The sequence below is a fragment of the Stenotrophomonas sp. CC22-02 genome (assembly GCF_004365115.1).
Lineage (GTDB): Bacteria > Pseudomonadota > Gammaproteobacteria > Xanthomonadales > Xanthomonadaceae > Stenotrophomonas > Stenotrophomonas forensis.
The window spans coordinates 914,351-941,180 of sequence record NZ_SOCO01000001.1 but is presented as its reverse complement, the minus strand read 5'-3'; the positions used below and the strand labels follow the sequence as shown (position 1 = coordinate 941,180).

At 67.6% G+C, this 26,830-nt stretch carries 22 protein-coding genes; 12 read left to right on the top strand and 10 right to left on the bottom strand.

Annotated features, from left to right (window positions below; all coding sequences use genetic code 11):
- Positions 1 to 8: 8 nt before the first annotated feature.
- Together emrC and emrR are read right to left on the bottom strand one after the other, a co-directional pair.
- Positions 9 to 1,502, bottom strand: coding sequence for a multidrug efflux transporter outer membrane subunit EmrC (gene emrC, locus N440_RS04440; RefSeq protein ID WP_008265781.1), 1,494 nt, complete (start codon positions 1,500 to 1,502; stop codon positions 9 to 11).
- Positions 1,499 to 1,942 (bottom strand): multidrug efflux system transcriptional regulator EmrR, encoded by a 444-nt coding sequence (gene emrR / locus N440_RS04435; RefSeq protein ID WP_005408766.1) that lies wholly within the window; start codon positions 1,940 to 1,942, stop codon positions 1,499 to 1,501. The genes emrC and emrR overlap by 4 nt, the downstream gene beginning before the upstream one ends.
- A gap of 172 nt (positions 1,943 to 2,114) precedes the next feature.
- On the opposite strand from emrR, the gene N440_RS04430 reads away from it, so the two are divergent.
- Both N440_RS04430 and parC read left to right on the top strand, forming a co-directional pair.
- Positions 2,115 to 2,996 (top strand): helix-turn-helix transcriptional regulator, encoded by an 882-nt coding sequence (locus N440_RS04430; protein WP_049456750.1) that lies wholly within the window; start codon positions 2,115 to 2,117, stop codon positions 2,994 to 2,996.
- 60 nt (positions 2,997 to 3,056) lie between these two features.
- Positions 3,057 to 5,300 carry a DNA topoisomerase IV subunit A gene (gene parC / locus N440_RS04425; RefSeq protein ID WP_133934222.1) on the top strand — a complete coding sequence of 748 codons (2,244 nt, stop codon included), beginning with the start codon at positions 3,057 to 3,059 and terminating at the stop codon, positions 5,298 to 5,300.
- A 343-nt stretch (positions 5,301 to 5,643) separates the two neighbouring features.
- On the opposite strand, the gene bfr is transcribed toward parC, so the two are convergent.
- Positions 5,644 to 6,132 carry a bacterioferritin gene (gene bfr, locus N440_RS04420; protein WP_004151115.1) on the bottom strand — a complete coding sequence of 163 codons (489 nt, stop codon included), beginning with the start codon at positions 6,130 to 6,132 and terminating at the stop codon, positions 5,644 to 5,646.
- Between the two features lie 124 nt (positions 6,133 to 6,256).
- On the opposite strand from bfr, the gene N440_RS04415 reads away from it, so the two are divergent.
- Together N440_RS04415 and N440_RS04410 are read left to right on the top strand one after the other, a co-directional pair.
- Positions 6,257 to 8,584: a penicillin acylase family protein gene (locus N440_RS04415; RefSeq protein WP_133934221.1), complete on the top strand. Its 2,328-nt coding sequence runs from the start codon at positions 6,257 to 6,259 to the stop codon at positions 8,582 to 8,584.
- Between the two features lie 112 nt (positions 8,585 to 8,696).
- Complete coding sequence (locus N440_RS04410) at positions 8,697 to 9,770, top strand: hypothetical protein (RefSeq protein ID WP_133934220.1); 1,074 nt, start codon at positions 8,697 to 8,699, stop codon at positions 9,768 to 9,770.
- Between the two features lie 83 nt (positions 9,771 to 9,853).
- On the opposite strand, the gene asnB is transcribed toward N440_RS04410, so the two are convergent.
- Positions 9,854 to 11,545, bottom strand: coding sequence for an asparagine synthase B (gene asnB / locus N440_RS04405; protein ID WP_133934219.1), 1,692 nt, complete (start codon positions 11,543 to 11,545; stop codon positions 9,854 to 9,856).
- 343 nt (positions 11,546 to 11,888) lie between these two features.
- On the opposite strand from asnB, the gene N440_RS04400 reads away from it, so the two are divergent.
- The gene (locus N440_RS04400; protein ID WP_133934218.1) at positions 11,889 to 12,767 is read left to right on the top strand and encodes a tetratricopeptide repeat protein; all 879 of its coding nucleotides are present in this window, start codon (positions 11,889 to 11,891) and stop codon (positions 12,765 to 12,767) included.
- A 118-nt stretch (positions 12,768 to 12,885) separates the two neighbouring features.
- Here the strand turns inward: N440_RS04400 and dapE are convergent, their stop codons facing one another.
- The 6 genes from dapE to map are packed head-to-tail and all read right to left on the bottom strand — an operon-like array spanning position 12,886 to position 19,758.
- Entirely contained in the window at positions 12,886 to 14,013 is a 1,128-nt protein-coding gene (dapE, locus tag N440_RS04395; protein WP_133934217.1) for a succinyl-diaminopimelate desuccinylase, read from the bottom strand.
- Complete coding sequence (locus tag N440_RS04390) at positions 14,010 to 14,381, bottom strand: arsenate reductase (protein ID WP_208322779.1); 372 nt, start codon at positions 14,379 to 14,381, stop codon at positions 14,010 to 14,012. Before N440_RS04390 ends, dapE begins: the two co-directional genes overlap by 4 nt.
- Positions 14,382 to 14,412: 31 nt before the next feature.
- On the bottom strand, positions 14,413 to 15,279 hold the full coding sequence (locus tag N440_RS04385; protein WP_133934215.1) for a hypothetical protein: 867 nt from the start codon (positions 15,277 to 15,279) through the stop codon (positions 14,413 to 14,415).
- A 2-nt stretch (positions 15,280 to 15,281) separates the two neighbouring features.
- On the bottom strand, positions 15,282 to 16,343 hold the full coding sequence (gene dapD / locus N440_RS04380; protein WP_133934214.1) for a 2,3,4,5-tetrahydropyridine-2,6-dicarboxylate N-succinyltransferase: 1,062 nt from the start codon (positions 16,341 to 16,343) through the stop codon (positions 15,282 to 15,284).
- Positions 16,343 to 18,970: a [protein-PII] uridylyltransferase gene (locus N440_RS04375; RefSeq protein WP_133934213.1), complete on the bottom strand. Its 2,628-nt coding sequence runs from the start codon at positions 18,968 to 18,970 to the stop codon at positions 16,343 to 16,345. Before N440_RS04375 ends, dapD begins: the two co-directional genes overlap by 1 nt.
- Before the next feature lie 2 nt (positions 18,971 to 18,972).
- Complete coding sequence (map, locus tag N440_RS04370; protein WP_006427380.1) at positions 18,973 to 19,758, bottom strand: type I methionyl aminopeptidase; 786 nt, start codon at positions 19,756 to 19,758, stop codon at positions 18,973 to 18,975.
- A gap of 230 nt (positions 19,759 to 19,988) precedes the next feature.
- Between map and N440_RS04365 the strand changes: the two genes are divergently transcribed.
- The 7 genes from N440_RS04365 (at position 19,989) to rpsB (ending at position 26,748) form a co-directional block, all read left to right on the top strand.
- Positions 19,989 to 20,519 carry a spore coat U domain-containing protein gene (locus tag N440_RS04365; RefSeq protein ID WP_133934212.1) on the top strand — a complete coding sequence of 177 codons (531 nt, stop codon included), beginning with the start codon at positions 19,989 to 19,991 and terminating at the stop codon, positions 20,517 to 20,519.
- Entirely contained in the window at positions 20,519 to 21,268 is a 750-nt protein-coding gene (locus tag N440_RS04360) for a molecular chaperone (RefSeq protein WP_133934211.1), read from the top strand. The genes N440_RS04365 and N440_RS04360 overlap by 1 nt, the downstream gene beginning before the upstream one ends.
- A gap of 7 nt (positions 21,269 to 21,275) precedes the next feature.
- Positions 21,276 to 23,654 carry a fimbria/pilus outer membrane usher protein gene (locus tag N440_RS04355; RefSeq protein WP_133934210.1) on the top strand — a complete coding sequence of 793 codons (2,379 nt, stop codon included), beginning with the start codon at positions 21,276 to 21,278 and terminating at the stop codon, positions 23,652 to 23,654.
- Positions 23,651 to 24,685, top strand: coding sequence for a spore coat U domain-containing protein (locus N440_RS04350; RefSeq protein ID WP_133934209.1), 1,035 nt, complete (start codon positions 23,651 to 23,653; stop codon positions 24,683 to 24,685). Before N440_RS04355 ends, N440_RS04350 begins: the two co-directional genes overlap by 4 nt.
- Before the next feature lie 120 nt (positions 24,686 to 24,805).
- Positions 24,806 to 25,024 carry a hypothetical protein gene (locus tag N440_RS04345; RefSeq protein WP_133935974.1) on the top strand — a complete coding sequence of 73 codons (219 nt, stop codon included), beginning with the start codon at positions 24,806 to 24,808 and terminating at the stop codon, positions 25,022 to 25,024.
- A complete protein-coding gene (locus N440_RS04340) occupies positions 25,024 to 25,722 on the top strand; it encodes a molecular chaperone (RefSeq protein WP_133934208.1) in 699 nt (232 codons plus the stop codon). Before N440_RS04345 ends, N440_RS04340 begins: the two co-directional genes overlap by 1 nt.
- 219 nt (positions 25,723 to 25,941) lie before the next feature.
- Positions 25,942 to 26,748: a 30S ribosomal protein S2 gene (gene rpsB, locus N440_RS04335; RefSeq protein WP_006427162.1), complete on the top strand. Its 807-nt coding sequence runs from the start codon at positions 25,942 to 25,944 to the stop codon at positions 26,746 to 26,748.
- The last annotated feature ends 82 nt before the right edge of the window (positions 26,749 to 26,830 follow it).

Genomic DNA, 26,830 nt, shown 5'->3' with positions numbered 1-26,830 from the left:
GGAGGTCTTCAGGAATGCGAGGAATCGGAATGGGAGGCAATCGGGGCGCGGTCGGCGTCAGCGGGCTGGAAACCACCGCCCAAGGCCTTGCTCAGGCGTACCGAGGTCTGCACCTGCTGCGACTGCAGGCCGGCCAGCTGCTGCTGCGATTGCAGCAGGGTGGACTGCGCGGTCAGCACGTCCAGGTAGCTGCCGATGCCGGCGCGGTAGCGCTGCTGGGCCAGGTCGAAGGCCGAACGTGCGGTGTCCACGGCCTGCTGCTGCGCATGCGCCTGCTGTGCCAGCGAACGCACCGCATTGACCTGGTCGGCGACGTCGCGCAGTGCATCGAGCACGGCCTGGTTGTAGTTGGCCACCGCCAGGTCGTACTGCGCATCGGTGTTGGCCAGGTTGGCGCGCAGCTTGCCGCCTTCGAAGATCGGCAGGCTCAGCGCCGGGCCGATGTAAGCGAAGGTGGAACTGCTCTTCAGCAGATCACCCACGTTCGGGGCGACCACGCCGGCCAGCGCGGTCAGGTTGAAGCTCGGGTAGAACTTGGTCCTGGCGACCTTGATCTGCTTGTCGGCCGCTTCCACGCGCCAGCGCGCAGCCACGATATCCGGGCGACGGCCAAGCAGTTCGCTCGGCAGCACGCCCGGCAGCTGCAACGCCATCGGGTTCAGCGGCTGCGGGCGCTGGATCGACAGGCCCCGGTCCGGCCCCTTGCCGACCAGCGCGGCCAGCGCGGTGCGGGCAGCGTCGATGCGCTGCTGCGCGGCCAGCACCTGTTGCTGCGCGGCCGGCACGCGGGCCTCGGCCTGGCGCACCTGCAGGTCACTGTCGATGCCGGCGCTGCGGCGCTGGCGGGTCAGCTGCAGTGACTTCTGCGAGCGGGTCAGTTCTTCCTCGGCCACGTCATTGAGCTGCCACGCATAGGCCAGGTCGGCATAGGCCTGGGCGATGCCGGTGGACAGGTTCAGGCGTGCCGCCTGGGCTTCGACCGTGGCGGCATGCGCGCCATCCACGGCCGCTTCCCAGGCGGCGCGCTTGCCGCCCCACAGGTCCACGCCGTAGCTGAAGTCGAAGGCAACCTGGCTGCTGCCGCCGTAGCGGCCACCCATCTCGCTGCCGACCATCGACTCGGGCAGGCGCAGGCCGGTGTAGCCACCGGACACCGACAGGCTGGGCAGCTGATCGGCACGTGCGGTGCCGACCTGGGCCTGGGCCTGGCGCAGGCGTGCATCGGCGGCATCGAGGCTCGGGTGGCCGGCGAGGCCTTCAGCGACCAGCGCGTCCAGCTGCGCGTCGCCCAGTGCCTTCCACCAGTCCTGCGCCGGGAAACCGGTGGCGCTCAGGTCGGTGTCGGCCAGGGTGCGTTCGCTGTGCAGGCTGTCCACCTCAAGCACGTGGCCCTGCGGGGTGAGGCCGCGGCTGCTGGCGCAGGCGGCCAGGGCCAGGGCCAGCGCTGACACCAGCAGCGCGCGCCCGGACCGGCGGAGAGTGGGATGCGGGATCGGGTTCATGGGGTCGTCAGTGAATCGCGGATTCGGGTAAGGAGGGACAGCAGCAGCGTGCGCTCATCGGCGGAAAGATCGCGCAGGGCGTAATCCATCACCGCATCGCCGCGCAGCTTCAGCCGCGCCCACAATGCGCGGCCTTCGTCGGTCAGCACGATCTGCAGTGCACGCCGGTCCTGCGCATGCGGCTCGCGGCGGACACAGCCCAAGGCCTCGAGCTTGTCCAGCAGGCGGGTCACCGCGCTGGGCACCTGATCGATGGCCTGGGCCAGTTCGTTGGCGGTACAGGGGGCCATGTGCGAAAGCACCTTCAGCCCGATGTAGTGGGTGAAGCCGATGCCCAGATCTTCTTCAGCCATGGACGCGTCGAGTTGGCGGACCAGGCCGTCGCGCACCTGGCGCAGCAGCAGGCCGAAGCTGGGGGGAGTGGTTGCAGGACAGATCATGGGGGAGCATTCTCTTCCAAAAAAAATATTTCTCAATGGAAATATTCGATCTGGCATCGAATGCTGTGTTGCAGCAGCGGGCTCGATCAGTGAAGGCGCCTACCTTAATGATCTGGTCAGGTGGCCCGGTAGTACAATCCAGCCAATGGATGACACATTTCAGCCAGCGGATATGATGAACAAGGCAGAAATCCCCCCTCCCAAGCGCCTGCTGCGTGACGACGCGCTGGACTGGTTCGAGCGCAACGATGGCCCACCGGTCGTCGCCTTCCGCTTCGACAGCCCGCAGGGCCTGGTCCGCGAAGTTGACTGGCACCACCACCAGCGCGCGCAGCTGATCTGTGTCGAGCGCGGCCTGCTGACCACCCGTACTTCGCACGGCACCTGGTCACTGGCCCCGGGTTCGGCCGGCTGGATGCCGCCGCTGGAGCCACATACGGTCACCCTCGACGGGCCGTTGCGCGGCTGGGGCATGGCCCTGGCGGCGCCTGCCTGCGCCACCCTGCCCTCCGATCCGTGCGTGCTGGGCCTGTCCAAGCTGGCACAGGCGCTGGCCGATCGCATCTGCGAATGGCCGCTGGGTTATGCCACCACGCCCGAGCGCCAGCACATCATCGACGTGCTGCTGGACGAGATCCGCACCGCCCCGCGCCAGCGCATGCACCTGCCGATGCCGCATGACCGGCGCCTGCTGAAGATCGCCTCGCAGCTGCTGGCCGACCCGTCCGACGAGCGCAGCCTGGCCGAATGGGCGCACTGGGCCGGACTTTCCCCGCGCAGCCTGACCCGCCACTTCCGCGACGAGACCACCCTCAGCTTCGCCCAGTGGCGGCAGCAGGCCCGCCTGTCCGAGGCCCTGCGCCAGCTGACCGATGGCCGCAGCGTGGCCGATATCGCCCATGCGCTGGGCTTCAGCAGCGCCAGCGCCTTCGTCACCGTGTTCCGCCGCCACTTCGGGCTGCCACCCGGGCGCTACCTGGCACGCGCCGGGCATGGCCTGGAAACCGGGCTGGACCCTGCGCGCGGCTTGGCATCCCCCGCCGCATCCGGATAATCACAGGATTGCGAGCGGCGACCGCCGTCGCCGCCTCCCGACAACAGGTAACAACGCCGCATGACCGAACTTGCCCGCCCCGTGTTCCACGGATTCGAACAACTGCCGTTGCGTGAGTACGCCGAGCGCGCCTACCTCGACTACTCGATGTACGTGGTCCTGGACCGCGCCCTGCCGTTCATCGGCGACGGCCTGAAGCCGGTGCAGCGCCGCATCATCTACTCGATGAGCGAGCTGGGCCTGAATGCCGCGTCCAAGCCGAAGAAGTCCGCGCGCACCGTCGGTGACGTCATCGGCAAGTACCACCCGCACGGCGACAGCGCGTGCTACGAAGCGCTGGTGCTGATGGCCCAGCCGTTCTCGTACCGCTACCCGCTGATCGAGGGCCAGGGCAACTTCGGCTCCAGCGATGACCCGAAGTCGTTCGCGGCGATGCGTTACACCGAATCCAAGCTGACCCCGATCGCCGAAGTACTGCTGGGCGAACTGGGCCAGGGCACCACCGACTGGGCGCCGAACTTCGACGGCACCCTGCAGGAACCGACCTGGATGCCGGCACGGTTGCCGCACCTGCTGCTCAACGGCACCACCGGCATCGCCGTGGGCATGGCCACCGACGTGCCGCCGCACAATCTCAACGAGATCGTCAGCGCGCTGCTGCACCTGCTGGACAACCCCGAGGCCAGCGTGCGCGACCTGTGCGAGCACGTGCAGGGCCCGGACTACCCGTCCAGCGCCGAGATCATCACCGCGGCCAGCGATCTGCGGAACATGTACGAGACCGGCAACGGCAGCGTGCGTGCACGTGCGACCTTCACCAAGGAAGCCAACAACATCGTGGTCACCGCGCTGCCGTTCCAGGTGTCGCCGTCGAAGGTGATCGAGCAGATCGCCGCGCAGATGCGCGCCAAGAAGCTGCCGTGGCTGGAAGACATCCGCGATGAGTCCGACCACGCCAACCCGGTGCGGGTGGTGCTGGTGCCGCGCTCCAACCGCGTCGACGCCGAGCAGCTGATGGGCCACCTGTTCGCAACCACGGACATGGAGCGCAGCTACCGCGTCAACCTCAACGTGATCGGGCTGGACGGCCGTCCGCAGGTGAAGAACCTGAAGATGCTGCTCAGCGAATGGCTGACCTTCCGCAGCAATACCGTCACCCGCCGCCTGCAGCACCGCCTGCAGAAGGTCGAGCGCCGCCTGCACCTGCTGGAAGGCCTGCTGGTCGCCTTCCTCAACCTGGACGAGGTGATCCACATCATCCGTACCGAGGACGAACCGAAGGCAGCGCTGATCGCGCGCTTCGGCCTGTCCGACGACCAGGCCGAGTACATCCTGGAAACCAAGCTGAAGCAGCTGGCCCGCCTGGAAGAGATGAAGATCCGCGGCGAGCAGGACGAGCTGGCCAAGGAGCGCGAGAAGATCCTCGGCATCCTCGACAGCAAGGCCAAGCTGAAGAAGCTGATCCGCGACGAACTGACCGCTGATGCCAAGAAGTTCGGCGACGCACGCCGTTCGCCGCTGGTGCAGCGCCAGGCCGCGCAGGCCATCGACGAGACCGAGCTGGTACCGAGCGAGCCGATGACCGTCGTGCTGTCGGAGAAGGGCTGGATCCGTGCCGCCAAGGGCCATGATGTCGATGCGTCCGCCCTGTCCTACCGCGATGGCGACGCCCTGCAGGGCGCGGTGCGCGCGCGCAGTACCCAGCAGGTCGCGTTCCTTGACAGCGAGGGCCGCGCCTACTCGACGCCGGTGCATACCCTGCCTTCGGCGCGCGGCAATGGTGAACCGCTGACCGGCCGCTTCTCGCCGGCGCCGGGCACCAGCTTCGTGACCCTGGCCAGCGCCGAGCCGGAGACGCGCTTCGTGCTGGCCTCCACCCACGGCTACGGCTTCGTCACCCGCTTCGAGAACCTGATCGGCCGCAACAAGGCCGGCAAGGCGATGCTGAACCTGTCGGCCGGTTCGTCGGTGCTGACCCCGTCGGTGGTCGCCAACGTCGCCACCGATCGCATCGTGGCGGTGACCAGCTCCGGCAACCTGCTGGCGATCGCTGCCAACGACCTGCCGGAACTGGACAAGGGCAAGGGCAACAAGATCATCGAGATCCCGAAGGCCAAGCTCGCCACCGAACGCGTGGTCGCCATCGTGGCGATCAGCCCGGGGCAGACCCTGCAGGTCCGCGCCGGCCAGCGCACCATGGGCCTGAAGTTCAACGAGCTGGACGCCTACCTCGGCGCCCGCGCCACCCGCGGCCACCTGCTGCCGCGCGGCTGGCAGAAGGTGGAAGGCTTGTCGGTGGAATAGGGGGTGGGGCCCTGCCCCTGGTGGGTGTCAACCTTGGTTGAGGTGGGTGTCAACCTTGGTTGACACGCTTTGCCGGAGATCAGGCACAAAAAAGCCGGGGCATGCCCCGGCTTTTTCGTTGTCGGCTGGCGGGCGGTGGAGCAGCTGGCGGGCGAAGGCTGGCTGGCGATGCTCCGGTGCTGGCGGGCGACAGAACTTTGTGCTTCTTCTGGTAGAGCCGACCGCTGGTCGGCTGCTTCTGGCTCCTGGTAGAGCCGACTGTTAGTCGGCTGCTTTTTGAAGAGCAGCCGACCAGCGGTCGGCTCTACCGGGTGGTCGCCGGGAATTGCCCAGCGCCTGCGGCTCAGTGCGCCGGGGCGCCGTTGCCGTCGATCTTGCTCAGCTGGTACAGCTCCAGGCCGATGCGCTTGATCAGGCCCAGCTGCTGCTCCAGCCACCAGGCGTGGTCTTCCTCGGTGTCCTTCAGCTGCGCCAGCAGCATGTCGCGGCTCACGTAGTCACCCTTCTCTTCGCACAGCTTCATGCCGGCAGCGAGATTGTTCCGAACCGCGTATTCAGTATCGAGATCCTTCTGCAGCATCTCCTCCACGGTCTTGCCCGGCTCGGTGGCATGCGGGCGCATGTCCGGGTCGCCGCCCAGGAACAGGATGCGGCGCAGCAGCGCATCGGCGTGCTGGGTTTCCTCTTCCATCTCGTGGTTCAGGCGTTCGTACAGCGCGAACAGACCCTGGTCCTCGTAGCGGCGGGAATGGATGAAGTACTGGTCGCGGGCAGCAAGCTCGCCGCGCAGCAGTTCCTTCAGGCAGGCGATGACGTCCGGGTTGCCTTTCATGGGGGGGCTCCTGTGAATCGATGCGGCATAGGGTGACGCATTTCCGGCGACGGTGATCTAATCGGAATCAGTCGCAGTTGCGCCTGCGGCTACAATCGACCCTCGAGCGTGGAAAGGACGTGCGATGCGACGTACATGGCGTTGGGTGCTGGGCGTGTTGATCGCCATCGTGCTGGTCACCGTTCTGGTGCTGTGGCTGCTGCTGCGCGGCAGCCTGGCCGACCTGGACGGCGAGCATGCGCTGCCGGGCCTGGCCAAGCCGGTCACCGTCGAGCGCGACGCGCTGGGCGTGGTCACCATCTCCGCCGGCAGCCAGGCCGACGCGATGCGTGCGCTGGGCCGCGTGCATGCGCAGGAACGCTATTTCGAGATGGACCTGATGCGGCGAAGTGCCGCGGGCGAGCTGTCGGCGCTGTTCGGGCCGAAGGCCATCGACGCCGACAAGCGCATGCGCGTGCATCGCCTGCGCGCGCGTACCGAGGCCAACATGCAGGCCGCGCTGGGCAGCAACAGCGAGGCCGTGGGCGCCTACGTCGCCGGCGTCAATGAGGGACTGGCCGGACTCCCGGTGCGGCCATGGGCGTACCTGCTGCTGCGGCAGGCGCCGCAGCCCTGGCGGGCCAGCGACAGCGTGCTCACCGGGCTGGCCATGTACGCCGACCTGCAGGATCCGGGCAACCAGACCGAGCTGGCGTTGAGCCGCATCCGCGCGGTGGTGCCGCCGGCGCTGTACGCCCTGCTCGCCCACGATGGCAGCGAATGGGATGCGCCCCTGTTCGGCGAACCGACCGGCAACGCCGTGCTGCCCGATGCCAGCCAGCTTGATCTGCGCACATTGCAGGGAAAGCCGGGCACCGGGCAGGAAGAGGCCGATGCGGTCGGCAGCAACAACTTCGCCGTATCCGGTGCACTGACCGCCGACGGCCGCGCCATCGTCGCCGATGACATGCACCTGGGCCTGCGCGCGCCGGGGCTGTGGTTCCGCGTGCGCCTGCGCTACCCCGACCCGCAGGCCGCGGGCGGCCAGGTCGATGTCACCGGTTTCTCGCTGCCCGGCCTGCCGGCGGTGATCGTCGGCAGCAACGGGCATGTCGCCTGGGGCTTCACCAACAGCTATATCGACACGGCGGACTACCGCACTGAACCGGCCAACGCTGCGGTCACCGTGCATGACGAGCGCATCGCGGTGGCGGGCCAGGCCGACGTGCTGTTCCCGGTGCGCGAGACCGCCTGGGGACCGATCCTGCACACGCATGCCGATGGCAGCGGCGATGCCCTGCGCTGGGTCGCGCAGCTGCCGGGTGCGGTGCGCCTGGACTTTGGTGACCTGGCCCGTGCCGGCGATCTGGAAGCCGCCCTGCACTTCGCCGACCAGGCCGGCATCCCCGCGCAGAACCTGGTGATCGGCGACCGCAGCGGACGCATCGCCTGGCGCCTGATCGGCGCCCGCCCCGACCGCGGTCCCGGCTGTGCACCGGCCGGCTTCAATGCCGCCAGCAACCAGGACTGCGCGCCCTGGCCGATCCGCAGCGACGCCGCACCGGCACTGATCGACCCACCCGATCATCGCCTGTGGACCGCCAACGGCCGCGTCCTCGACGGCGAGGCATTGGCCAGCGTCGGCCATGGTGGTTATGACCTCGGCGCCCGTGCGCGGCAGATCCGCGACCTGCTGGCCATCCAGGAGCGCTTCGACGAGCACGACCTGTTGGCAATCCAGCTCGACGACCGTGCGGTGTTCCTGCAGCGCTGGTGGGCACTGCTGCATGACGTTATCGAACGCAGTGACGATCCCGCGCTGAAGCGGTTGGGAGAGGCCAGCCATCAATGGGGCGGCCGCGCCTCGTCCAGCTCGGTCAGCTACCGGGTGGTGCGCGAGTTCCGCTCGCAGGTAATGCAGACGCTGTCTGACGCACTACTGGCCCCGGCCAACGCTCGACTGGGAGAGGACTACCTGGACCCGCGGCTGGCGCAGCTGGAAGGCGTCGCCTGGCCGATGCTGCAGCAGCGCCCGGCCAACCTGCTGCCCCCCGCCTTCGACAGCTGGGACGCACTGCTGGTCGATGCGGCACGACGAACCGAGGGCGAACTGTCCAAACAGGGCCCGCTGGCCCAGCGCAGCTGGGGCGAACGCAACACCGCGGCGATCTGCCATCCGATCGCACGCGCGCTGCCGGACTTCGCAAAGCGCTGGCTGTGCATGCCGGCCGATCGCCTGCCCGGCGACCGCGACATGCCGCGCGTGCAGACGCCGAATTTCGGCGCCTCCGAGCGGATGGTGGTCTCGCCCGGCCACGAGGCCGACGGCATCGTGCACATGCCCGGCGGTCAGAGCGGTCATCCACTGTCCCCCTACTGGGGTGCCGGCCACGAAGACTGGGTGCATGGCCGCCCGACCCCGTTCCTGCCGGGCAAGGCCCAGCATGTGATGACGCTGGTGCCTGCACGGTAATGCCCAGGCTGAGGCAGTCGCGATCAGCGAGTTGGCTTTTGCAGCCATTCCTAAAGACAGCCTGGGAGTTCCGCTTTACAGTCCAGAGCCTCTCGATCATCTAGGCAGATCCATGTCGCAGACATCTCTGGAAACGGCTGTACGTGCCAGCATCCAAAGCCAGTGCGCAAAGCTGCTGCAGCTTCGGCGCCTTTACAGATCAGCCTGCATCGCGGTCTATGAGAATCTCGCACGCGAAAAGCACCGCAAAGCGAAGTTGACTCGCCCTCGGTCTGCTGATCCTGCCAAGGAAAAGGCAGAAGCTGCTGCCCACTGCCAAGCTGCACTGGCGGACGCCATCCTCGCCGCGATGTCGTCGCTTACCGACTACTACGCGATGCTCTGTGCGATACGGATCGGTGTTCCAGAGCAGAACATCACCCTTGTGCAACATGACTGGATCAAGCGCCCATTCCTGTCGTCGAAAAAATCCGATGCAAAGAACAAGGATCCCCGCGTTGCCTTCAGAGAATTCCTGGAAAACTACAGGGAAAAGTGGAAAGAGAACTCCGACACAGACCGCCCCGAGTTCTGGCTTGAGTTGCACGCGGCATCCATCGAGGAACGACTGAAAAAGCTCGGTGTAAAGCTCATTCGAGAACATGAGAAGAACCTGCCGGGCTGGCCGCTCAAGCAGGTAAGTACCTACTTCCATTACATCCAACCACTCATCAGCAATGCGTTCACAGGTGAAGGGCTTCGATTTCAGTTGTATTCGGAGATCAACAACGTCATCAAGCACAACATCAACCAGCCTCCAAGGATAATGGCGGAGACGTTCGATTCAGACCAGCACTGGTACACGTACATCGAGATCTCCGAAAGCAATCGCCCTTTTCTCAAGGAAGGCGTCCTGCGCAGGTTGCTTTCCGTCGATTTCGATCAGCTCAGAGCCTGGTTGTCAGAGCGCCAGCGCGCGCGTCCGGACATATGCCCGATTGCACAGCACCTCGGCATCGACGACAGGATCACGATTGACACCGAGAACGGCATTTCCAGTCCCGACCAGGCCACACTCTATTTCCTCATCGACACAGTGCTCGTCGGGAAACGTCGTGATGGCATTCTGATCGAGGCGGGCAAAACTCTCGAAAGCACTGCCGCGGATCTATGCCGGACCGTCTCGAATGCTCCTGCAATGGCATGACAGCCAGCGCATTTCTGCGCCGGCTGATCCAGAGTCAACCCACCCATTCGTTTAGCGCGGGCGATCCCTCGGGAGGCTTCCTGTCAGGCCAGCGCCTGCTCGTGTACGCCGGCAATCGCACGCCCGGACGGGTCAGCTGCTGCCGCGAAGCTGGCATCCCATGCAATCGCCGCCGGCGACGAACAGGCGATCGACTTGCCGCCCGGTACGGTTTCGGCAGCCGCACGGCTGGGGAAGAACTGCTCGAACAGGTGGCGGTAGTAGTACGCCTCCTTTGTCTGTGGCGGGTTGTGCGCGAAGCGCTTGTCCGCCGCCGCCAGCACACGGTCGCTCACCTGCGCCTCGGCGTGTGCCTTCAGCCCGTCGATCCAACCATAGCCGACGCCATCGCTGAACTGTTCCTTCTGCCGCCACAGGATGCTGTCCGGCAGGTAGCCGTCGAACGCTTCGCGCAGCACCGCCTTCTCGATGCGACGGCCACCGAACCCGGCACCGACCATCTTGTGCGCGGCGTCGAAACGCATCGCCACGTCGAGGAATTCGCGATCCAGGAACGGCACACGCGGCTCCACGCCCCAGGCCATCATCGACTTGTTGGCGCGCAGGCAATCATAGTTGTGCAGCGCATCGAGCTTGCGCACCAGCTCATCGTGGAATTCGCGCGCATCCGGCGCCTTGTGGAAGTAAAGGTAGCCGCCGAAGATTTCGTCGCTACCTTCGCCGGACAGCACCATCTTCACTCCCATCGCCTTGATCCGGCGCGCCAGCAGGAACATCGGCGTCGATGCGCGGATGGTGGTGACGTCATAGGTCTCGATGTGGCGGATCACTTCCGGCAGCACGTCCAGGCCTTCTTCGAAGGTGTATTCGAAGCCGTGGTGCACGGTGCCCAGCGCTTCGGCGGCAACCGCTGCAGCAGCCAGATCGGGCGAGCCCTTCAGCCCAATCGCAAACGAGTGCAGGCGCGGCCACCAGGCTTCGGTCTGCCCACCGTCCTCGATCCGACGGCGCGCGTAGCGTGCGGCCACCGCGGCGACCAGCGAGGAATCGAGGCCACCGGACAACAGCACCCCGTACGGTACATCGCTCATCAACTGGCGCTCCACCGCGTGCTCGAAGGCCTGCCGCAGTTCGGCCAGGTCGGCCTGGCGGCCCTGCACATCCGCATACTCGCGCCACGGCTGCTGGTAATAGCGCACCAGTTCGCCGCTGGCGCTGTCGAAGTAATGGCCTGGCGGGAACTGCGCGACATCGGCGCAGGAGTCGACCAGCGCCTTCATCTCCGAGGCCACGCGCAGGCGCCCCTGCGCATCATGGCCCCAGTACAGCGGCACCACGCCGACCGGATCGCGCGCCACCAGCACGCGACCGCTGTCACGGTCCCACAGCGCGAAGGCGAAGATGCCGTTGAGCTGCTCCAGCCACTGCGCCGGCGATCCGCCCTGGCGGTACAGCGCGTTGATTACTTCGCAGTCCGAGCCGGTCTGGAAGTCATAGGCGGTGGTCAGTGCGGCCTTCAACTGCTGGTGGTTGTAGATCTCGCCGTTCACCGCCAGCGCCAGCTGGCCATCGGCCGACAGCAACGGCTGCGAGCCGCCGGCTGGATCGACGATGGCGAGCCGCTCGTGGACCAGCAATGCGCCCTCGTCGAGGTACACGCCGCTCCAGTCCGGGCCGCGGTGGCGCTGGCGCTGCGACAGTTCCAGCGCATGGCGGCGCAGGGCGGGAAGATCGTCACCGGCCTGCAGGCCGAAGATTCCGAAGATCGAACACATGGCGGAGCTCCTGTTGGGGGATTTCACGGGTGGGAAGGTGTTCGACCGGCCATCCAGGCCCGGGTGGGGCTGCGCCCGGGCACAAAAAAACCCGCATCGGCCGATGCGGGTTTTCTGGTGTCCGGGCGTATGTTGCTGTCTATCTACCCAGGGCGCAGTCCCGCATCGGCCGCGCACGATTATTCGCGCGCAGATTATTGCGGTTGTTGTTGACGGCGGTGGCCGGGCGGATCGACATGACATCGACCCTACCCCGGTTTCCGGTACGGTGCAACAGTTGCGTCGGCAACCAGCCGGACCGCCTGGCGGCGCATAATGGCCCGCCCTGCAATGTGTAACTGGAATGCAACACCGCAATGGACGCAGCGGGGCGCTGGCCGCCCTGCTCTGCCTGGGCCCGGCCGCATGCCAGACCGTGCCCCCGCCCTCGCCCCTGCCGCCAGCCCAGCAGCAAAGCCTGGAGCAACGCGGCACCGACGGCAGCTTCGACGGTGCCTGGAACACCGCGCAGACCTTCGAGCACTTCAACGATCCGCGTGCGATCACGTACTACGAGCGCGCCACCGCGATCACGCCCTGGACCTTCCACAACACCAAGGCGGAAGAAGCACTGGGCCGGATCTGGACGTCCGGCACGCTGCGGCATGCCGACAGCCCCCATATCGATCCTGCACCGGTTCTGCGTGCGTCGTGGCGACGTGGCGAACGCGCCTACCTGGCAGCGGCCAACCACGGTAATCCCTACGCGTTCCATGAACTCGCCACTGCCTATCGCGCGCGCAGCGACGCTCAGCTGGCATTGCGCTGGGACCTGCGCGCGATGATCTACCAGCGCTATCCAAGCCGATCCTCGCGACTGCCGGATGCGGTGGCCGCGCACGCCGGCACCGTGCACCCGCTGGTGGCCCGCATCCAGCGACGCGCCGAGCGCGGCGATGCCGAAGCGCAGGTGGACCTGGGCGCGCTGCTGGAAAGAGGCGTAGGCCTGCCGCGCGATCCGGCGCGCGCCCTGCAGCTGTACCAGCGTGCCGGTGAGCAGGGCAATGTGTTCGGCCAGTACTTTGCCGGGCTGTTGCTGGGGCGGAGCGCGCCGGGCGTGGAGAAAAATACCGATGCAGCGACGCAATGGTTCGCCAGGGCCGAGGCGCAGCACTTCTACATGGCCGCGCCGAGCTATTGGAAGAAGGCGATCGAGCCGCCGTTCTTCATTTTCTCGGAGTAGTAGAGCCGAGCCATGCTCGGCTGCTTCTGCCAGGAAAAGCCAGCCGAGCATGGCTCGGCTCTACAAGGAAGCAGCCCCAGCCGGAGGCGTGCCGACCAACGGTCGGCACCCACCTTCCTCACACCAGCAGCCGTTCCACCAGCCGCTGGTACAGCCCCGGCAGCGCTTCCAGCTCGTCCACGCGCACGTTCTCGTCCACCTGGTGGATGCTGGCGTTGACCGGCCCCACTTCGATGCACTGCGCACCCAGCGGTGCGATGAAGCGCGCGTCGGAGGTGCCACCGCCGGTGCTTTCCTCCGGCGCACGACCGATGTGTTCGGCCAGCACGGCACGCGCAGTGGCACGCAGCGTGCCTTCCGGGGTGTAGAACGGTTCGCCACTGCGATGCCACTTCAGCGTGTACTGCAGGCCATGCCGGTCGAGCAGTGCAGCGATCTCCGCCTCCAGCTTCGGCGCGTCCCAGTGCGGGTTGTAGCGGATGTTGAAATCCACCTCCAGCTCACCGGGAATCACGTTGTTGGCGCCCGTGCCGGCATGGATGTTGGAGATCTGCAGGCTGGTCGGCGGGAAGCTCTCGTAGCCTTCGTCCCAGCGCCGCGCACTCAGTTCGGCCAGTGCCGGCGCGGCCTGGTGGATGGGATTGCGCGCCTTTTCCGGGTACGCCACATGCCCCTGCACGCCCTGTACGCGCAGCTTGGCCGACAGGCTGCCGCGACGGCCGACACGCAGCAGGTCACCCAGCGTCGCGGTCGACGAAGGCTCACCGGTGATGCACCAGTCGATGCGCTGGCCACGCTCGGCGAACAGCCGTGCCACATGGCGCACGCCATCGATCGCGTCGCCTTCTTCGTCGCTGGTCAACAGCACCGCCAGCGTACCGGGATGATCGGGGTGCGCGGCCACGAACTGCTCGGCGGCGACCACGAACGCAGCAACGCTGCCCTTCATGTCGGCCGTACCACGGCCATACAGCACGCCGTCACGGATTGTCGGCGTGAACGGGTCGCTCGCCCATGCCTCGCGTGGACCGGGCGGCACCACGTCGGTGTGTCCCAGCAGCACCAGCACCGGCGCGCCGTGCCCGTGGGTCGCCCACAGGTTGTCGACCTCGCCCAGGCGCAGAGGGTCGCAGTGGAACCCGGCCCGCTTCAGTCGTGCCGCCAGCAACGCCTGGCAGCCAGCATCGTCCGGCGTCACCGAGGGGCGTGCAATCAGCTCGCAGGTCAGGTCGAGGACGGCGCTCATGCGCCGCCCACGCCGAAGCGTGCCTTGAATCCGTTGTCGCTGAATCCCTGGCTGACCGTACCGTCGGCGGTCACCAACACGGGGCGCTTGATCAGCTGCGGGTACTCACGCAGCAGCAGCTTCCACTCAGCATCGGACTCGGCCGCCTTGCGGTTGTCCGGCAGCTGCCGCCAGGTGGTGGAGGACCTGTTGACCATCGCCGCCAGCCCGCCCAGCTGCGCGGCCCATTCCAGCAGGGTTTCCGGGCTGGGCTTGTTGTCGCGGTAGTCGACGAAGGTGTACGGCACGCCGAAGCGGTCCAGCCACTTCGTCGCCTTCTTGCAGGTATCGCAGTTCTTCAAACCGTAGACAGTGGTGCTCATGGCCATCTGTGATGCTGGAAAACAGAGGGCCAGAATCTCACAACAGGCGCTCGGACACGACCCGGAACGGCACCGCCGGCAGGCGCAGCGCCAGCCCTTCGGCCAGGTTCACGCCCATCGCCTGCAGGCGCGGACAGTGCGCTGCGCCCTCCAGCTGCAGCGGTTGCAGCCGGGTGATATCCACCGGCAGATCGATGCGGGTGCTGGCCCAGCGCCCATCGCAGGTACGTGCGATGGCCTCGTCCTGGCAGGTCAGGAATCGCAGCCGTGCGTCCTGGCCATCGCAGAACCCGGCCCATGCCGAAGGGTTCCAGCCTTCGGCGGCGCGCCACTGCAGATGCAGCGCCGGGGCACTGCCCTGCCCGCCTTCGATCCAGGTCTGTCCGCCGCCATCGGCGCGTATCTGGTGTTCGAAACGCGTGGACAGATGTGGCTGCATCGCATCACTGAACGCGCGTGCACCGGCCACGAAGGCCAGCTGGTCCATCACGTTGCGGTCGAACAGCACCACCGGCGTCCCGTCCGGAGCATCGTCACGGCGCAGATACCAGCGCCAGTTGCTCTGGCGTGGCGAGGGCATCAGCGCGCGCAGCGGGCCGGCCAGCGCGGGGCCGAAGTGCCCGTGACGGTAGCTGAGGATGGTGTACGGCGTACGCCCTTCATGCACGACGTAGTGATGGCCCGGCGGTGGCGGCGGCGCATGGCGCACATCGACCCACCAGCTCACATACACCACGTCGCGCACATCGCTGACCAGCGCCGGCAGCGGCCAGCGCCGCGACAGCGCACGCCGCAGCCGGGTCCAGCGTGGGGCGTGCAGCAGGCGAGGCAGCATCCGCCCGAACAGGGTGTCGGACGGATGCCGGTAGATCGCGGACTGCGCCAGGTCTTCCGGCGCCGTCACCTTCAGTCGGCCAGGCCGCGCAGCAGGTCGTTCACGCTGGTCTTGCTGCGGGTCTTCGCATCGACCTGCTTGACGATCACCGCGCAGTACAGCGAGTGGGTGCCGTCCTTGCTCGGCAGCGAACCGGACACCACCACGCTGTACGGCGGGATGTAGCCGTAGCTGATCTCGCCAGTGGCGCGGTTGTAGATGCGGGTGCTCTGGCTGAGGAACACGCCCATGCCGATCACGCTGTGGTGGCCGACCACCACGCCTTCCACCACTTCCGAACGCGCACCGATGAAGCAGTGGTCTTCGATGATGGTCGGGCTGGCCTGCAGCGGTTCCAGCACGCCGCCGATGCCGGCGCCGCCGGACAGGTGGCAGTGCTGGCCGATCTGCGCGCAGGAGCCCACGGTGGCCCAGGTATCGACCATGGTGCCTTCGCCGACATAGGCGCCGATGTTGGTGAAGCTCGGCATCAGCACCACGTCCTTGCCGAAGTACGTACCGCGGCGGGCGATCGCGCCCGGCACCACGCGCACGCCGCCACGGCGGAACTTCGCTTCGTCATAACCGGCGAAACGCGATTCGACCTTGTCCCAGAACGGCGCCGGGCGCGCATCGACCACCGCCATGTCGTTGACGCGGAAGTACAGCAGCACGGCCTTCTTCAGCCACTCGTTGACCTTCCAGCCGCCGTGGCCGTCCGGTTCGGCAACCCGGAACTCACCGCTTTCCAGGCCGTCGATCACCCGGTTCACAAGTGGCTTGGTCGAGCCTTCCAGCTCATGCAGGGTCAGCGTGGCGCGGCGCTCGAAGGCGCTCTCGATGCCGAACTTCAGCTCTTCCACGCCCGGCGCGGCCGGCTTGCGCAGCGACTTGCGGGCAATGGTTTCGGCGCGCGCGGCTTCGGCGCTCTTGGCCGGCGCCTTCTTCGGTGCAGCCACCTTCTTCGCCGGGGCCTTCACCGCAGCGGCCTTCTTCGGCGCGGCGGCCTTCTTCGCGGCCGGCACGGCGGCAGGTTTCCTGGCCGCTGCGCTCTTAGCGGTCGCGGCGGTTTTCTTGGCGGGCTTGGTGGCCATCAGGCGGGGTCTCCGGCGTTTCGATCAGGGTCCAGGCAGGCCAGCATCGCGTCATGCAGCTGCTGCCGGGCAGGTTCAGTCAGGGGGAGGTCGTGTTCGTCACTGATCACGAAAGTGTCTTCGGCGCGTTCGCCGAATGTGGCAATGCGCGCGTCATGCACGCGCAGGCCCTGGTTGCGCAGCACGAACGCCACGTCGGCCAGCAGGCCGGGACGGTCGGGGGCGACCAGGGCAAAACGGGTTGCGCCGGGCTCATCGCGGAACTCGATGCGCGGGGCAAAGCGGAAATGGCGCAGCTGCCGTGGCACCACCCGGCGCGAGGGCCGCAGTCGGGTCAGGTCACCGCTGAGCGCCTCGCGCAGCGCAGCCTCCAGGTTGGCGCTGCTGCCATCGGCGAAGGCATCGGCCGGGTTCACCTCGAAGGTATCGAAGATGGTGTCGGCAGGGCCATCCAGCACGCGCGCGCGGTGGATGCCATAGCCCTTGCGGTCCAAGGTCATCACGATGGCGGCGAACAGGCCGTCGCGGTCCGGCGAATGCACGAACACTTCCAGTGCCGGGTCGTCGACGCTGATCCGGCGCACCTTCACCAGCGCCTGGCCCTGCTTCACCGGCACCAGCGCGGCCGCCTGCCAGGCCAGCTGCTCCGGCCGCAGCCGGATGAAGCCTTCGTCGGGCATCACCGCGAACTGGCGGTCGATGGTGGCATCGTCGTAGCCCTGCTCGCGCACCAGCGCGCGCACGCTGTCACGCGCCTCGGCCACGCGCTCTGCCGCTGGAACCGGATGCTCCAGCCCTTCGCGCAGCGCGCGCCGGGTGGCGAAATAGAGATCGGCCAGCAGGCGGTCCTTCCACGCGTTCCACAGCTTGGGGCTGGTGCCGGCGATGTCGGCACAGGTCAGCAGGTACAGGTAGTCGAGGCGGTCGCGGCTGCCGACCAGAGTGGCGAAGCGATGGATCACCACTGGATCGGCGATGTCCTGCTTCTGCGCGGTCACCGACATGCGCAGGTGCTGTTCGACCAGCCATGCCACCAGCTCGGTATCGGTGCCACTCAGCGCATGGGCCTGGCAGAACGCGCGCGCGTCCACCGCGCCCAGCTCCGAATGGTCGCCGCCACGGCCCTTGGCGATGTCATGGAACAGGCCGGCCAGCAGCAGCAATTCCGGCTTGCGCAGGCGTGGCCACACTTCATGCGCGATCGAGAATCGCTCGTCGGCACGACTGCTGGCGAACAGGCCGATGTTGCGCAGGACCATCAGCGTGTGCTGGTCGACGGTGTAGACATGGAACAGGTCGAACTGCATGCGCCCACTGACCTGGGCGAACGCGGGAATCCACTGCCCGAGCACGCCCAGCCGCGCCATGCGCGAAAGCGTGTCGACCGGGCGCTGGCCACGCAGCAATGCCAGGAACTGCTCGCGCGCATCGGCGTCGGCCACGTCGTAGGCCGGCAGCACGGGCAGCGCTTCGGCCAGCGCGCGTGCGGTCAGCGAATGCAGGCCGCGCACCTGCGGATTGTTGGCCCAGCTGGCGAACAGCGCGAATACCTGGCCGATATCGCCACGCGGCCAGTCGGCATCGTTGGCCGCCAGGTAGCCGCGCCGCAGGGAAAAGCCCACGGTCAGCGGTTCCGGCTGCGCCTCGCCGTCGAACTGTTCCTCGAAGCGCTGCAGCAGGCGGTCGCTGATCCGGCGCACCACCAGTGCGGCACGATAGAAGCCCTGCATCATCTTTTCGACACCGAGATTCTCGGCATCGTCTTCGAAGCCCAGGCGCGCGGCCAGGGTCTTCTGGTAATCAAAGCGCAGGCGCTCTTCCGGGCGGCGCGCCACCAGGTGCAGGCCGAAGCGCAGCCGCGCCAGCACCGCGCGTTCGCGCTTCAGCGCGGCCGCTTCGTCGGCGCCCAGGTGGCCGAGCCCGACCAGCGCTTCCAGGTCACGCACGCCAAACGCGCGCAGCGCCATCCAGCCCAGCGTATTGAGATCGCGCAGGCCGCCGGGGCCATCCTTCAGGTCCGGCTCCAGGTTGTCGGCGGTATCACCGAAGCGCTGATGGCGGTTGCGCAGTTCTTCCAGCTTGGCCAGGAAGAACGTGCGCGCCGGCCACAGCTCGCGATCATCGATGGCCTCGCGCAGGGCGCGACGCGTGGCCTCTTCGGCCAGGATCGGGCGCGCCTCGATCAGCGCGGTCAGTACGGTCTGGTCGGCCGCCGCCTCGCGGCATTGCGCCGCCGACCGCACGGCATGGCTGACCGCCAGTCCGCAATCCCACAGCAGTGCGAACAGGCGCGCCAGTGCCGGCTCGTGGGCCAGCTGTGCCGGCGGCTCGCCGAACACCAGCAGGTCGATGTCCGAACGCGGGAACAGTTCGCCGCGGCCGTAGCCGCCCACCGCAAACAATGACAGGCCACTGTCTGCCGGCAGGCAGCGCTGCCAGGCCAGGCGGATCAGATGGTCGGCTGCGCGTGCGCGCAGCGCCAGCAGGCGTTCGATGTTGTCGCCCTGGTCGAAACGGCGGTACAGGCGCGCGTCGGCCTGCTGCAGCGCCTGGCGCGCGGCAGCAGCCCAGTCCGGGTCGTTGAGCGACGCGGCCGGCGTGTCCAGCAGCGAACTCGCCGGCAGCATCCTCAGGAGACCTGCGACTCGCCCGGCGACAGGGTCAGCACATCCACGCCGGTCTCGGTGACCGCGATCATGTGCTCCCACTGCGCCGACAGCTTGCGGTCCTTGGTCACCACGGTCCAGCCGTCCGGCAGCACCTTGTTGTAGCGGGTGCCCTCGTTGATCATCGGCTCGATGGTGAAGGTCATGCCCGGCTGCAGCACCAGGCCCTGGCCCGGGCGGCCGTAATGCACCACCTGCGGTTCGTCGTGGTAGACCTTGCCGATGCCGTGGCCGCAGTACTCGCGCACCACGCTGAAACGCTCGCCTTCGGCATAGCTCTGGATGGCATGGCCGATGTCGCCCAGGGTGGCGCCCGGACGCACCGCGCGGATGCCGCGCCACATGGCTTCGTAGGTGGTTTCCACCAGGCGGCGCGCCATCACCGACGGCGTGCCGACGAAGTACATGCGGCTGGTATCGCCGTGCCAGCCGTCCTTGATGACGGTGACGTCGATATTGACGATGTCGCCATCCTTGAGCACCTTCCCTTCACTGGGAATGCCGTGGCAGATGACGTTGTTGACCGAGGTGCACACGGTCTTGGGGAAGCCGCGGTAGCCAACGTTGGCCGGAATGGCGCCCTGCACGTTCACGATGTGGTCGTGGCAGATGCGGTCCAGTTCCTCGGTGGTGACACCGGGCTTGACGTGGGGGGTGACGATGTCGAGCACTTCGCTGGCCAGGCGGCCGGCGATGCGCATCATCTCGATTTCCTGCGGGGTTTTCAGATTCACGCTCATGGCGCCCATTATCGCTGATCCGGCCGCAATCTGAACGAACGCCACCCAACTGGCGATCCAGGCCATGCACGGTTCCGGCAAGGAAAGTGAAAGCGTGATGGACTCCGCCCTTTCGGATCCCTATTTATCACGGATTACAGACACTTGCGCTGCCTAAGCTGGCCCCAGCGTCGTCAAAGCGGCACCGATCGTGCCGTCTTCGCCTTGTTCAACAGACCTTCGGGTCAGGGAGGTTGTCCATGCGATCCCCAGTTCGTTCCCCGCTGGCCTGGGCCATGGCCGGGCTCCTGGCGTCCAGCCCGGTGCTTGCCGCCGACACCACCAACTTCAACGTCACCCTGATCGTCACCAAGGCGTGCACCATCACCGCTGCGGCGGCCACCAACGTGGATTTCGGCACCGCCGCCTCCACCACCGCCACGCCCACGCTGGGCCAGGGCACAGTGACCGCGCAGTGCTCGGCGCTGACCCCGTACACGATTTCGCTGAATGCGGGCGCCAACGCCAGTACCGCCAATGACGTCACCACCCGCCGGATGAAGAACACCAATGCGGCGGTGACCGCCAACAACTATGTCGGTTACCAGCTGTATCAGGATGCGGCGCACACGCTGGTGTGGGGGGCCACCACCGGCACCAACACCCAGGCCGGCATCGGCACCGGCCTGGCGGTGCCCTACATCGTCTACGGCCAGATCCTGAATCTGAGCACCAACAACCCGGCCACCGGTAACTACCTGGATACGGTCACCGCCACGATCACGTATTGATGGAGCACGCCCGCATGGCCGGATCCCGCCCGTGGCGCGCCGCCGGCGTGGCGCTGCTCGCCCTCTGCCTGCTGGCGGCCCCCATGGCAGGCGCCACCAGCCTGCAGGTGGCCCCCACCAGCCTGCAGCTGGAAGCCCGCCAACGCGCCGGCGAACTGTGGCTGACCAACAGCGGCACCTCACCAGTGAAGCTGCAGGTGCGTGTGTTCCGCTGGGTCCAGCAGAACGGGCAGGAACAGCTGCTGCCCACCGATGAACTGGTCGCCACCCCGCCGATGCAGGAACTGGCGGCCGGACAGCAGCAGCTGGTGCGGGTGATGCGGCCCACCCGTGAGCCGCCGCCGGCCCAGCAGTACTACCGGCTGATCGTGGACGAGGTGCCGGACCTGTCCACCCGCACCGACGGCATGCAGTTCGTGCTGCGCTATTCGATTCCGGTGTTCGTGCAACCGGCGTCGGGCAAGCTGGCCGCACGGCTGCAGGCCCGGCTGGTGCGGCTGGACGATGGCCGCGACGGCGTGGAGGTGTCCAATTCCGGCGACAGCTACGCGCAGATCGCCGACCTCGCGCTGGGCAGCGCCAAGCGCCCGCGCATCGTGCATCCCGGCCTGCTGGGCTACGTGCTGCCCGGCCAGATGATGCGCTGGCCACTCGAACGCACGGCGATCGACCGCGACAACGACCAGATCACGGCCAAGCTCAATGGCGAGTCGGAACAGACGCCACTGTCGCCACCACCGGCTCGCTGAGGCGTTGATGGGCGCGCTGCTTGCTGCCCTGGCTCCCGCGGCGACCGAGGCCGCCGATGTGTCCGGCACAGGGGCCACCGGGGCTGCCGATGTATCCGGCGTGTCCGCCGATGCCATCCTGCCGCCCCCCACCCCGCTCACCGCCAGCCAGACGCTCTATCTGGACGTATCGCTCAACAGCACACCGCGTGGCCTGCTGCCATTCACCGACAATCGCGGTCGCCTGCAGGCCAGTCCCGAAGTGCTGCGCCAGCTCGGCTTCAATGCCAGCGGCGACGCGCCGGTGTACCTGGACCAGATCAGCGGGGCGGTGGTGCGCTATGACGCGCACATGCAGACCCTGGCACTGGACGTACCGCTGGACCAGCTGACCCTGCCGACCACCGTGCTCAGCCGCCCGCAGGCGCGCGCGCCTGCCGGCAGTGCATCGCCCGGTGTGCTGTTCAACTACGACGTGTATGGCAGCCGGGTGGACACGCTCGGCAATCTCAGCCTGAGCTCGGAACTGCGCCTGTTCGGCATCGGCAACGGCACCTTCGAGAACACCGCGATCAGCCGTCGCTACCAGCAGCCCGGCGACCGCCGCTGGCGTGGCGAAAGCGTGCGCCTGGATACGCGCTGGAGCCTGGATTTCCCCGACCAGGCAATGACCCTGGAGGTTGGCGACTTCTACAGCGGCTTCGTCGACTGGACCCGGCCGGTGCGCCTGGGCGGCCTGCAGATCGGCCGCAACTATGGCCTGCAGCCGTATCGCGTGCTGACTCCCACCCCCAGTTTCCTCGGCCAGGCGGTGGTGCCCTCCACGGTCGAGCTGTATGTCGACGGCCTGCGCCAGTACAGCGGCCAGGTGCCGGTCGGTCCGTTCCAGCTGGCCGCGCAACCCGGCATCAGCGGTACCGGCAGCGCGCAGGTGGTGGTGACCGATGCGTTCGGCCGCATGCAGACGCTGGATTTCAGCTTCTATGGCACCCAGCAGCTGCTGGCCAAGGGGTTGTCGGACTGGTCGCTCGGCGTCGGCCATCTGCGCGAAGACTTCGGCCAGCGCTCGTTCGCCTACGACGACCGCACGGTTGCCAGCGCCAGCTGGCGTGGCGGCGTCAGCGATGCATTCACTGGCGAAGCACATGCCGAAGGCGGCGCTGGCCTGGCCCAGGCCGGCCTCGGCGGCTGGTGGCTTCTCGGCAGCGCCGGCGTGTTCAATGCCGCCTACGCGCACAGCGACTACCACGGCCTGCAGGGCGGGCAATGGGCGCTGGGCTACAGCTGGAACAACCGCCGCCTCAACGTCAACCTGCGCAGCGTGCGCAGCCACGGCGACTACCGCGACCTGGGCGCGTTGCAGGGCGACCTGCCGCCGAGCATCAGCGAACAGGCCACGGTCGGCATGGATCTACTGCGGCTGGGCACGCTCAGCGCCAGCTACCTGCGCCTGCGCTATCCCGATGGCGAGGACAACCGCTACGCCAGCCTGTTCTGGTCGCGCACCTGGAGCCAGCGCTGGTCGGCCTACCTGTCGGTGAACCAGAACCTGGACCAGAGCGACGACCGCAGCATCTATCTGTCGGTGACCGCCAGTCTCGGCAACAACCGCCAGACGAGCCTGTCCAGCCAGCGCAATGGCGACAGCCAGAGCTGGGTGGTCGACGTCACCCAGCCGGTGCCGGGCGATGGCAGTGCCGGCGGTGTCGGCTGGCGCGCCCAGGTCCGTCATGGCGAAGACGGCAATGGCGGCCTGGCCGAGGTCGGCATCCTCAACGATGTCGGCCGCTACTCGTTCGGTGCGTCGCGCCAGGGCGGCCTCAACTATGCCTACGCCAGTGCCAGCGGCAGCCTGGTGTGGATGGGCGGGCACGCCTTCGCCACCCGCGAGGTCTCCGATGCGTTCGCGGTGATCAGCACCAACGGCGTCGGCGGCGTGCCGGTACGACTGGAGAACCGCCTGATCGGCGTCACCGATGATCGCGGCCTGCTGCTGGTCAGCCCGCTTCTGTCGTGGCAGCGCAACCGGGTCTCGATCGACACGCTCGACCTGCCCGAGGACATGCGCGCCGACCGCATCGAGGACTGGGTAACGCCGCGCCAGCGCGCAGGCACCCGTGTCACGTTCCAGCTGCGTTCGCGGCCCTCGCTGAGCCTGACCCTGCTGGGCATGGATGGCCAACCGCTGGAGGTCGGCAGCGAAGTGCAGCTGCCCGATGGCCGCCAGGCGACCGTCGGCTATGACGGCCTGCTCTACCTCGAGGATGTGGCCGCCGGCAGCATGCTGTACGTCACCACCAGCCGCGGCCAGTGCCGGCTGAAGGTGCCGGACCTGCCCAGTGTGGTGGCGTCCGGCGCGCGGCCGCAGCCGGCACCGCTGCACTGCATCCCGGAGGTGGCGCCATGAGGATGCTGCTGCTTGGCCTGCTGCTGGTGGCCGGGCTGCTGGCCGCGGCACCGGCGCGCGCCATCGCGGTCTGCACGGCCATCGCCGACCCGACCCTGCCGTTCGGCAACGTCAACAGCAATGCGCCGGGCGCAACCACGGGCACGCTCAACATCACGGTGAACTGCACCACCTCCGCGCTGAGCCTGCTGGCCACCACCGGGGTGCGGGTGTGCGTGGGCATCGGCGCCGGCAGCGGTGGCGGCAGCAGCGCCAGCTGGCGGACGATGAAGACCGGCAGCAGCGACAGCATGAATTTCCAGCTCTACAACACCTCCAACTTCAGCCAGGTGACCGGCTTGACCCCGCGCGGCACACCGCCCGCGCAGGAACTGACCTTGACCTACAACGTGCCCCTGACCGGCGGCAACGGCACGCAGGCCACGCAGCTGTTCGCCCAGATCCCGGCCAATCAGATCCTGGCCTCGGGTGCGTACAGCAGCACCTTCAGCGGCGCCAGCGTGGTGCTGACCTGGGCCTGGAACGAAGTGCTGCTCGGCACCGCCACCGTGCCGGCCACCTGCAATGGCGGCGCCACCGGCACCAACAGCGCCAGCGCCGCGTTCAGCTTCACCGCCACCGCCAACGTGCTGCCGCAATGCGGCAGCTACGTCACCACCAACATGAACTTCGGCAACGTCACCGGGGGCATCCCCGCCAACATCGACCAGACCGCCACGCTGACCCTGACCTGCCTGAAGAACACCGCCTACCAGATCAGCCTGAACAACGGCCAGAACAACCCTGCCGCCACCAGCACGCGGCGCATGGCCACCACCCTTGGCACCGGCACCTACTACCTCACCTATGAGCTTTACCGCGATTCGGCACGCAGCCTGCGCTGGGGCAATACCCTCAACGTCGATACCGTTGGCGGCACCGGAAGTGGCAGCGCGCAGCAGCTGACCATCTATGGCCGGGTGCCGCCGGTCACCGGCCAGCCACCTGCCGGCACCTACAACGATCTGGTACAGGTGACGATCACCTATTGACGCGCGTGCCGGCCAGCGGTCGGCCCCCCACCTACAGATCCGGCCGATCCGGCCGATACCGCGCAACGAGTCTTTCGACACACGGGATGGCAGGTGGTTCGCGCACTTCTGATCGGGGCGATGCTGGTCGCCAGTACGCCCGCGTGGGCCGACCCCAGCAGCAGTGCCGTGCAGATCCGGCTGACCGTGGTCGAGGCCTGCAGCGGTGATACCGGCGGCGACCACTGCCCATCCCCGCATCAGCGCAGCGATGCACCGCAGCTGCCGTCCCAGGTCCGCGATCTTGCCCCGCCGGCCACCGACGACGATGCGCCGCCCGCCGTGACCGTCATCTACTGATGCGCACACTGCTGACCCTGCTGGCGCTGCTGCTGGCGCCGCCGGCCGCAGCGCTGGACCTGCTGCCGACCACGCTGCAGCTGCCAGCCGACGGCGGCCATACCGCGCTGTGGCTGTACAACCCCGGCCCGGGTCGCTGGCAGGGCCAGGTGAGGATCCTGGCCTGGGAGCAGCAGGCGGACGCCGAGCGACTACGCCCCAGCGACCAGATCGTGGCCAGCCCGGTCCAGCTGGACCTGCCGGCGGGCGCCCGCCAGCGCATCTGGCTGCTGCCGCGCCTGCCGTCTCCCGTTGCCGGCGAACGGGCCTACCGGGTCGTGCTCGCGCCCGGCGCGCCTGGGCTGCCGCGCTACTCGCTGCCCCTGTTCCGGGGGCATGCCGCGCCGCTGGCGCAGCCGCAGCTACGGTCCGAGGTCGACCTCGAACCGTCGCACCCCACCCTGCGACTGACCAACACGGGTACCCTGCACGCCCGCCTGCACGATCTCGCCTTCGTTGCCGACGATGGCCGGCGCCTCGTACTGCTGCCCGGCCTGGCCGGCTATGTGCTGGCAGGCCAGGAGCGCCATTGGGCCCTGCCCCCCCATGCCCACGGCTATGCCGGCGGCCATTTCCAGGCCCGCCTGCAGGACGGCCGCGTGGTCGAGCTGTCCACGCCGGACCCGGCAATTGCAGCGAGCGCACCGGGCGGGCTATAATCGACCGGATTCCTGCCGCCTGCGTGCGCGGGACCCGTCCACACCGGACGTCACCGGTGAATCCACACCTGCTGCCCCCATCCGTGCCGGGGTGCTCCGCGAGGAGTTCGGCCACGGAGGCAACAGGGAAGCCCAACCCCGGAACCGATCGCGCTTCCACGCGTCCCGCATACCTATCCCCGCGGGCGGAATCGCTGGTTCCCTATCAGGAGTATTGCAATGCCCCAGGTCACCATGCGTCAGATGCTGGAAGCCGGCGTCCACTTCGGCCACCAGACCCGCTACTGGAACCCGAAGATGGCTCCGTACATCTTCGGCGCCCGCGGCAAGATCCACATCATCAACCTGGAAAAGACCGTCCCGCTGTTCAATGACGCGATGAACTTCATCTCGTCGGTGGCCCAGAAGCGCGGCACCGTCCTGTTCCTGGGCACCAAGCGCAGCGCCCGCGAAACCATCAAGGAAGAAGCCGAGCGTTGCGGCATGCCGTTCATGAACCAGCGTTGGCTGGGCGGCACCCTGACCAACTTCCGTACCGTCAAGCAGTCGGTTGCCCGCCTGAAGGAACTGGAAGCCGGTGAAACCGACGGCACCTTCGAGAAGCTGGTCAAGCACGAAGTGCTGGGCCTGCGTCGCGAGCGCGACAAGCTGGAAGCCTCGCTGGGCGGCATCAAGGACATGAACCGCCTGCCGGACGCCATCTTCGTGATCGACATCGGCCACGAAGACATCGCGATCAAGGAAGCCAAGAAGCTGGGCATCCCGGTCATCGCCGTGGTCGACACCAACTACAACCCGGAACTGGTTGATTACGCCATCCCGGGCAACGACGACGCCATCCGCGCTGTGCAGCTGTACGCCCGCGCTGCGGCCGACGCCGTGCTGGAAGGCAAGGCTGCTGCTCCGCACGCCGCCTCGGTGCGTGAGGAAGAGTTCGCTGAAGCCGCTGCCGAAGGCGAAGACAAGCCGGCCCGCCGCGCTCCGGCGAAGAAGGCCGCCAAGAAGGGCGACGACGCCCAGGCCTGATCCAGGCCCCGGGGTGGACGCCCGGCGTCCACCCTCCCTGCGCGCAGCCCTTGGCGCGTGACAGGACCGTGTCACACGGGCC

What these genes read in the sequence shown, in the direction of transcription:
- emrC (WP_008265781.1), bottom strand. Translation starts at nt 1,502, where the DNA reads ATGAACCCGATCCCGCATCCCACTCTCCGCCGGTCCGGGCGCGCGCTG.
- emrR (WP_005408766.1), bottom strand. Translation starts at nt 1,942, where the DNA reads ATGATCTGTCCTGCAACCACTCCCCCCAGCTTCGGCCTGCTGCTGCGC.
- N440_RS04430 (WP_049456750.1), top strand. Translation starts at nt 2,115, where the DNA reads ATGATGAACAAGGCAGAAATCCCCCCTCCCAAGCGCCTGCTGCGTGAC.
- parC (WP_133934222.1), top strand. Translation starts at nt 3,057, where the DNA reads ATGACCGAACTTGCCCGCCCCGTGTTCCACGGATTCGAACAACTGCCG.
- bfr (WP_004151115.1), bottom strand. Translation starts at nt 6,132, where the DNA reads ATGAAAGGCAACCCGGACGTCATCGCCTGCCTGAAGGAACTGCTGCGC.
- N440_RS04415 (WP_133934221.1), top strand. Translation starts at nt 6,257, where the DNA reads ATGCGACGTACATGGCGTTGGGTGCTGGGCGTGTTGATCGCCATCGTG.
- N440_RS04410 (WP_133934220.1), top strand. Translation starts at nt 8,697, where the DNA reads ATGTCGCAGACATCTCTGGAAACGGCTGTACGTGCCAGCATCCAAAGC.
- asnB (WP_133934219.1), bottom strand. Translation starts at nt 11,545, where the DNA reads ATGTGTTCGATCTTCGGAATCTTCGGCCTGCAGGCCGGTGACGATCTT.
- N440_RS04400 (WP_133934218.1), top strand. Translation starts at nt 11,889, where the DNA reads ATGCAACACCGCAATGGACGCAGCGGGGCGCTGGCCGCCCTGCTCTGC.
- dapE (WP_133934217.1), bottom strand. Translation starts at nt 14,013, where the DNA reads ATGAGCGCCGTCCTCGACCTGACCTGCGAGCTGATTGCACGCCCCTCG.
- N440_RS04390 (WP_208322779.1), bottom strand. Translation starts at nt 14,381, where the DNA reads ATGGCCATGAGCACCACTGTCTACGGTTTGAAGAACTGCGATACCTGC.
- dapD (WP_133934214.1), bottom strand. Translation starts at nt 16,343, where the DNA reads ATGGCCACCAAGCCCGCCAAGAAAACCGCCGCGACCGCTAAGAGCGCA.
- N440_RS04375 (WP_133934213.1), bottom strand. Translation starts at nt 18,970, where the DNA reads ATGCTGCCGGCGAGTTCGCTGCTGGACACGCCGGCCGCGTCGCTCAAC.
- map (WP_006427380.1), bottom strand. Translation starts at nt 19,758, where the DNA reads ATGGGCGCCATGAGCGTGAATCTGAAAACCCCGCAGGAAATCGAGATG.
- N440_RS04365 (WP_133934212.1), top strand. Translation starts at nt 19,989, where the DNA reads ATGCGATCCCCAGTTCGTTCCCCGCTGGCCTGGGCCATGGCCGGGCTC.
- N440_RS04360 (WP_133934211.1), top strand. Translation starts at nt 20,519, where the DNA reads ATGGAGCACGCCCGCATGGCCGGATCCCGCCCGTGGCGCGCCGCCGGC.
- N440_RS04355 (WP_133934210.1), top strand. Translation starts at nt 21,276, where the DNA reads ATGGGCGCGCTGCTTGCTGCCCTGGCTCCCGCGGCGACCGAGGCCGCC.
- N440_RS04350 (WP_133934209.1), top strand. Translation starts at nt 23,651, where the DNA reads ATGAGGATGCTGCTGCTTGGCCTGCTGCTGGTGGCCGGGCTGCTGGCC.
- N440_RS04345 (WP_133935974.1), top strand. Translation starts at nt 24,806, where the DNA reads ATGCTGGTCGCCAGTACGCCCGCGTGGGCCGACCCCAGCAGCAGTGCC.
- N440_RS04340 (WP_133934208.1), top strand. Translation starts at nt 25,024, where the DNA reads ATGCGCACACTGCTGACCCTGCTGGCGCTGCTGCTGGCGCCGCCGGCC.
- rpsB (WP_006427162.1), top strand. Translation starts at nt 25,942, where the DNA reads ATGCCCCAGGTCACCATGCGTCAGATGCTGGAAGCCGGCGTCCACTTC.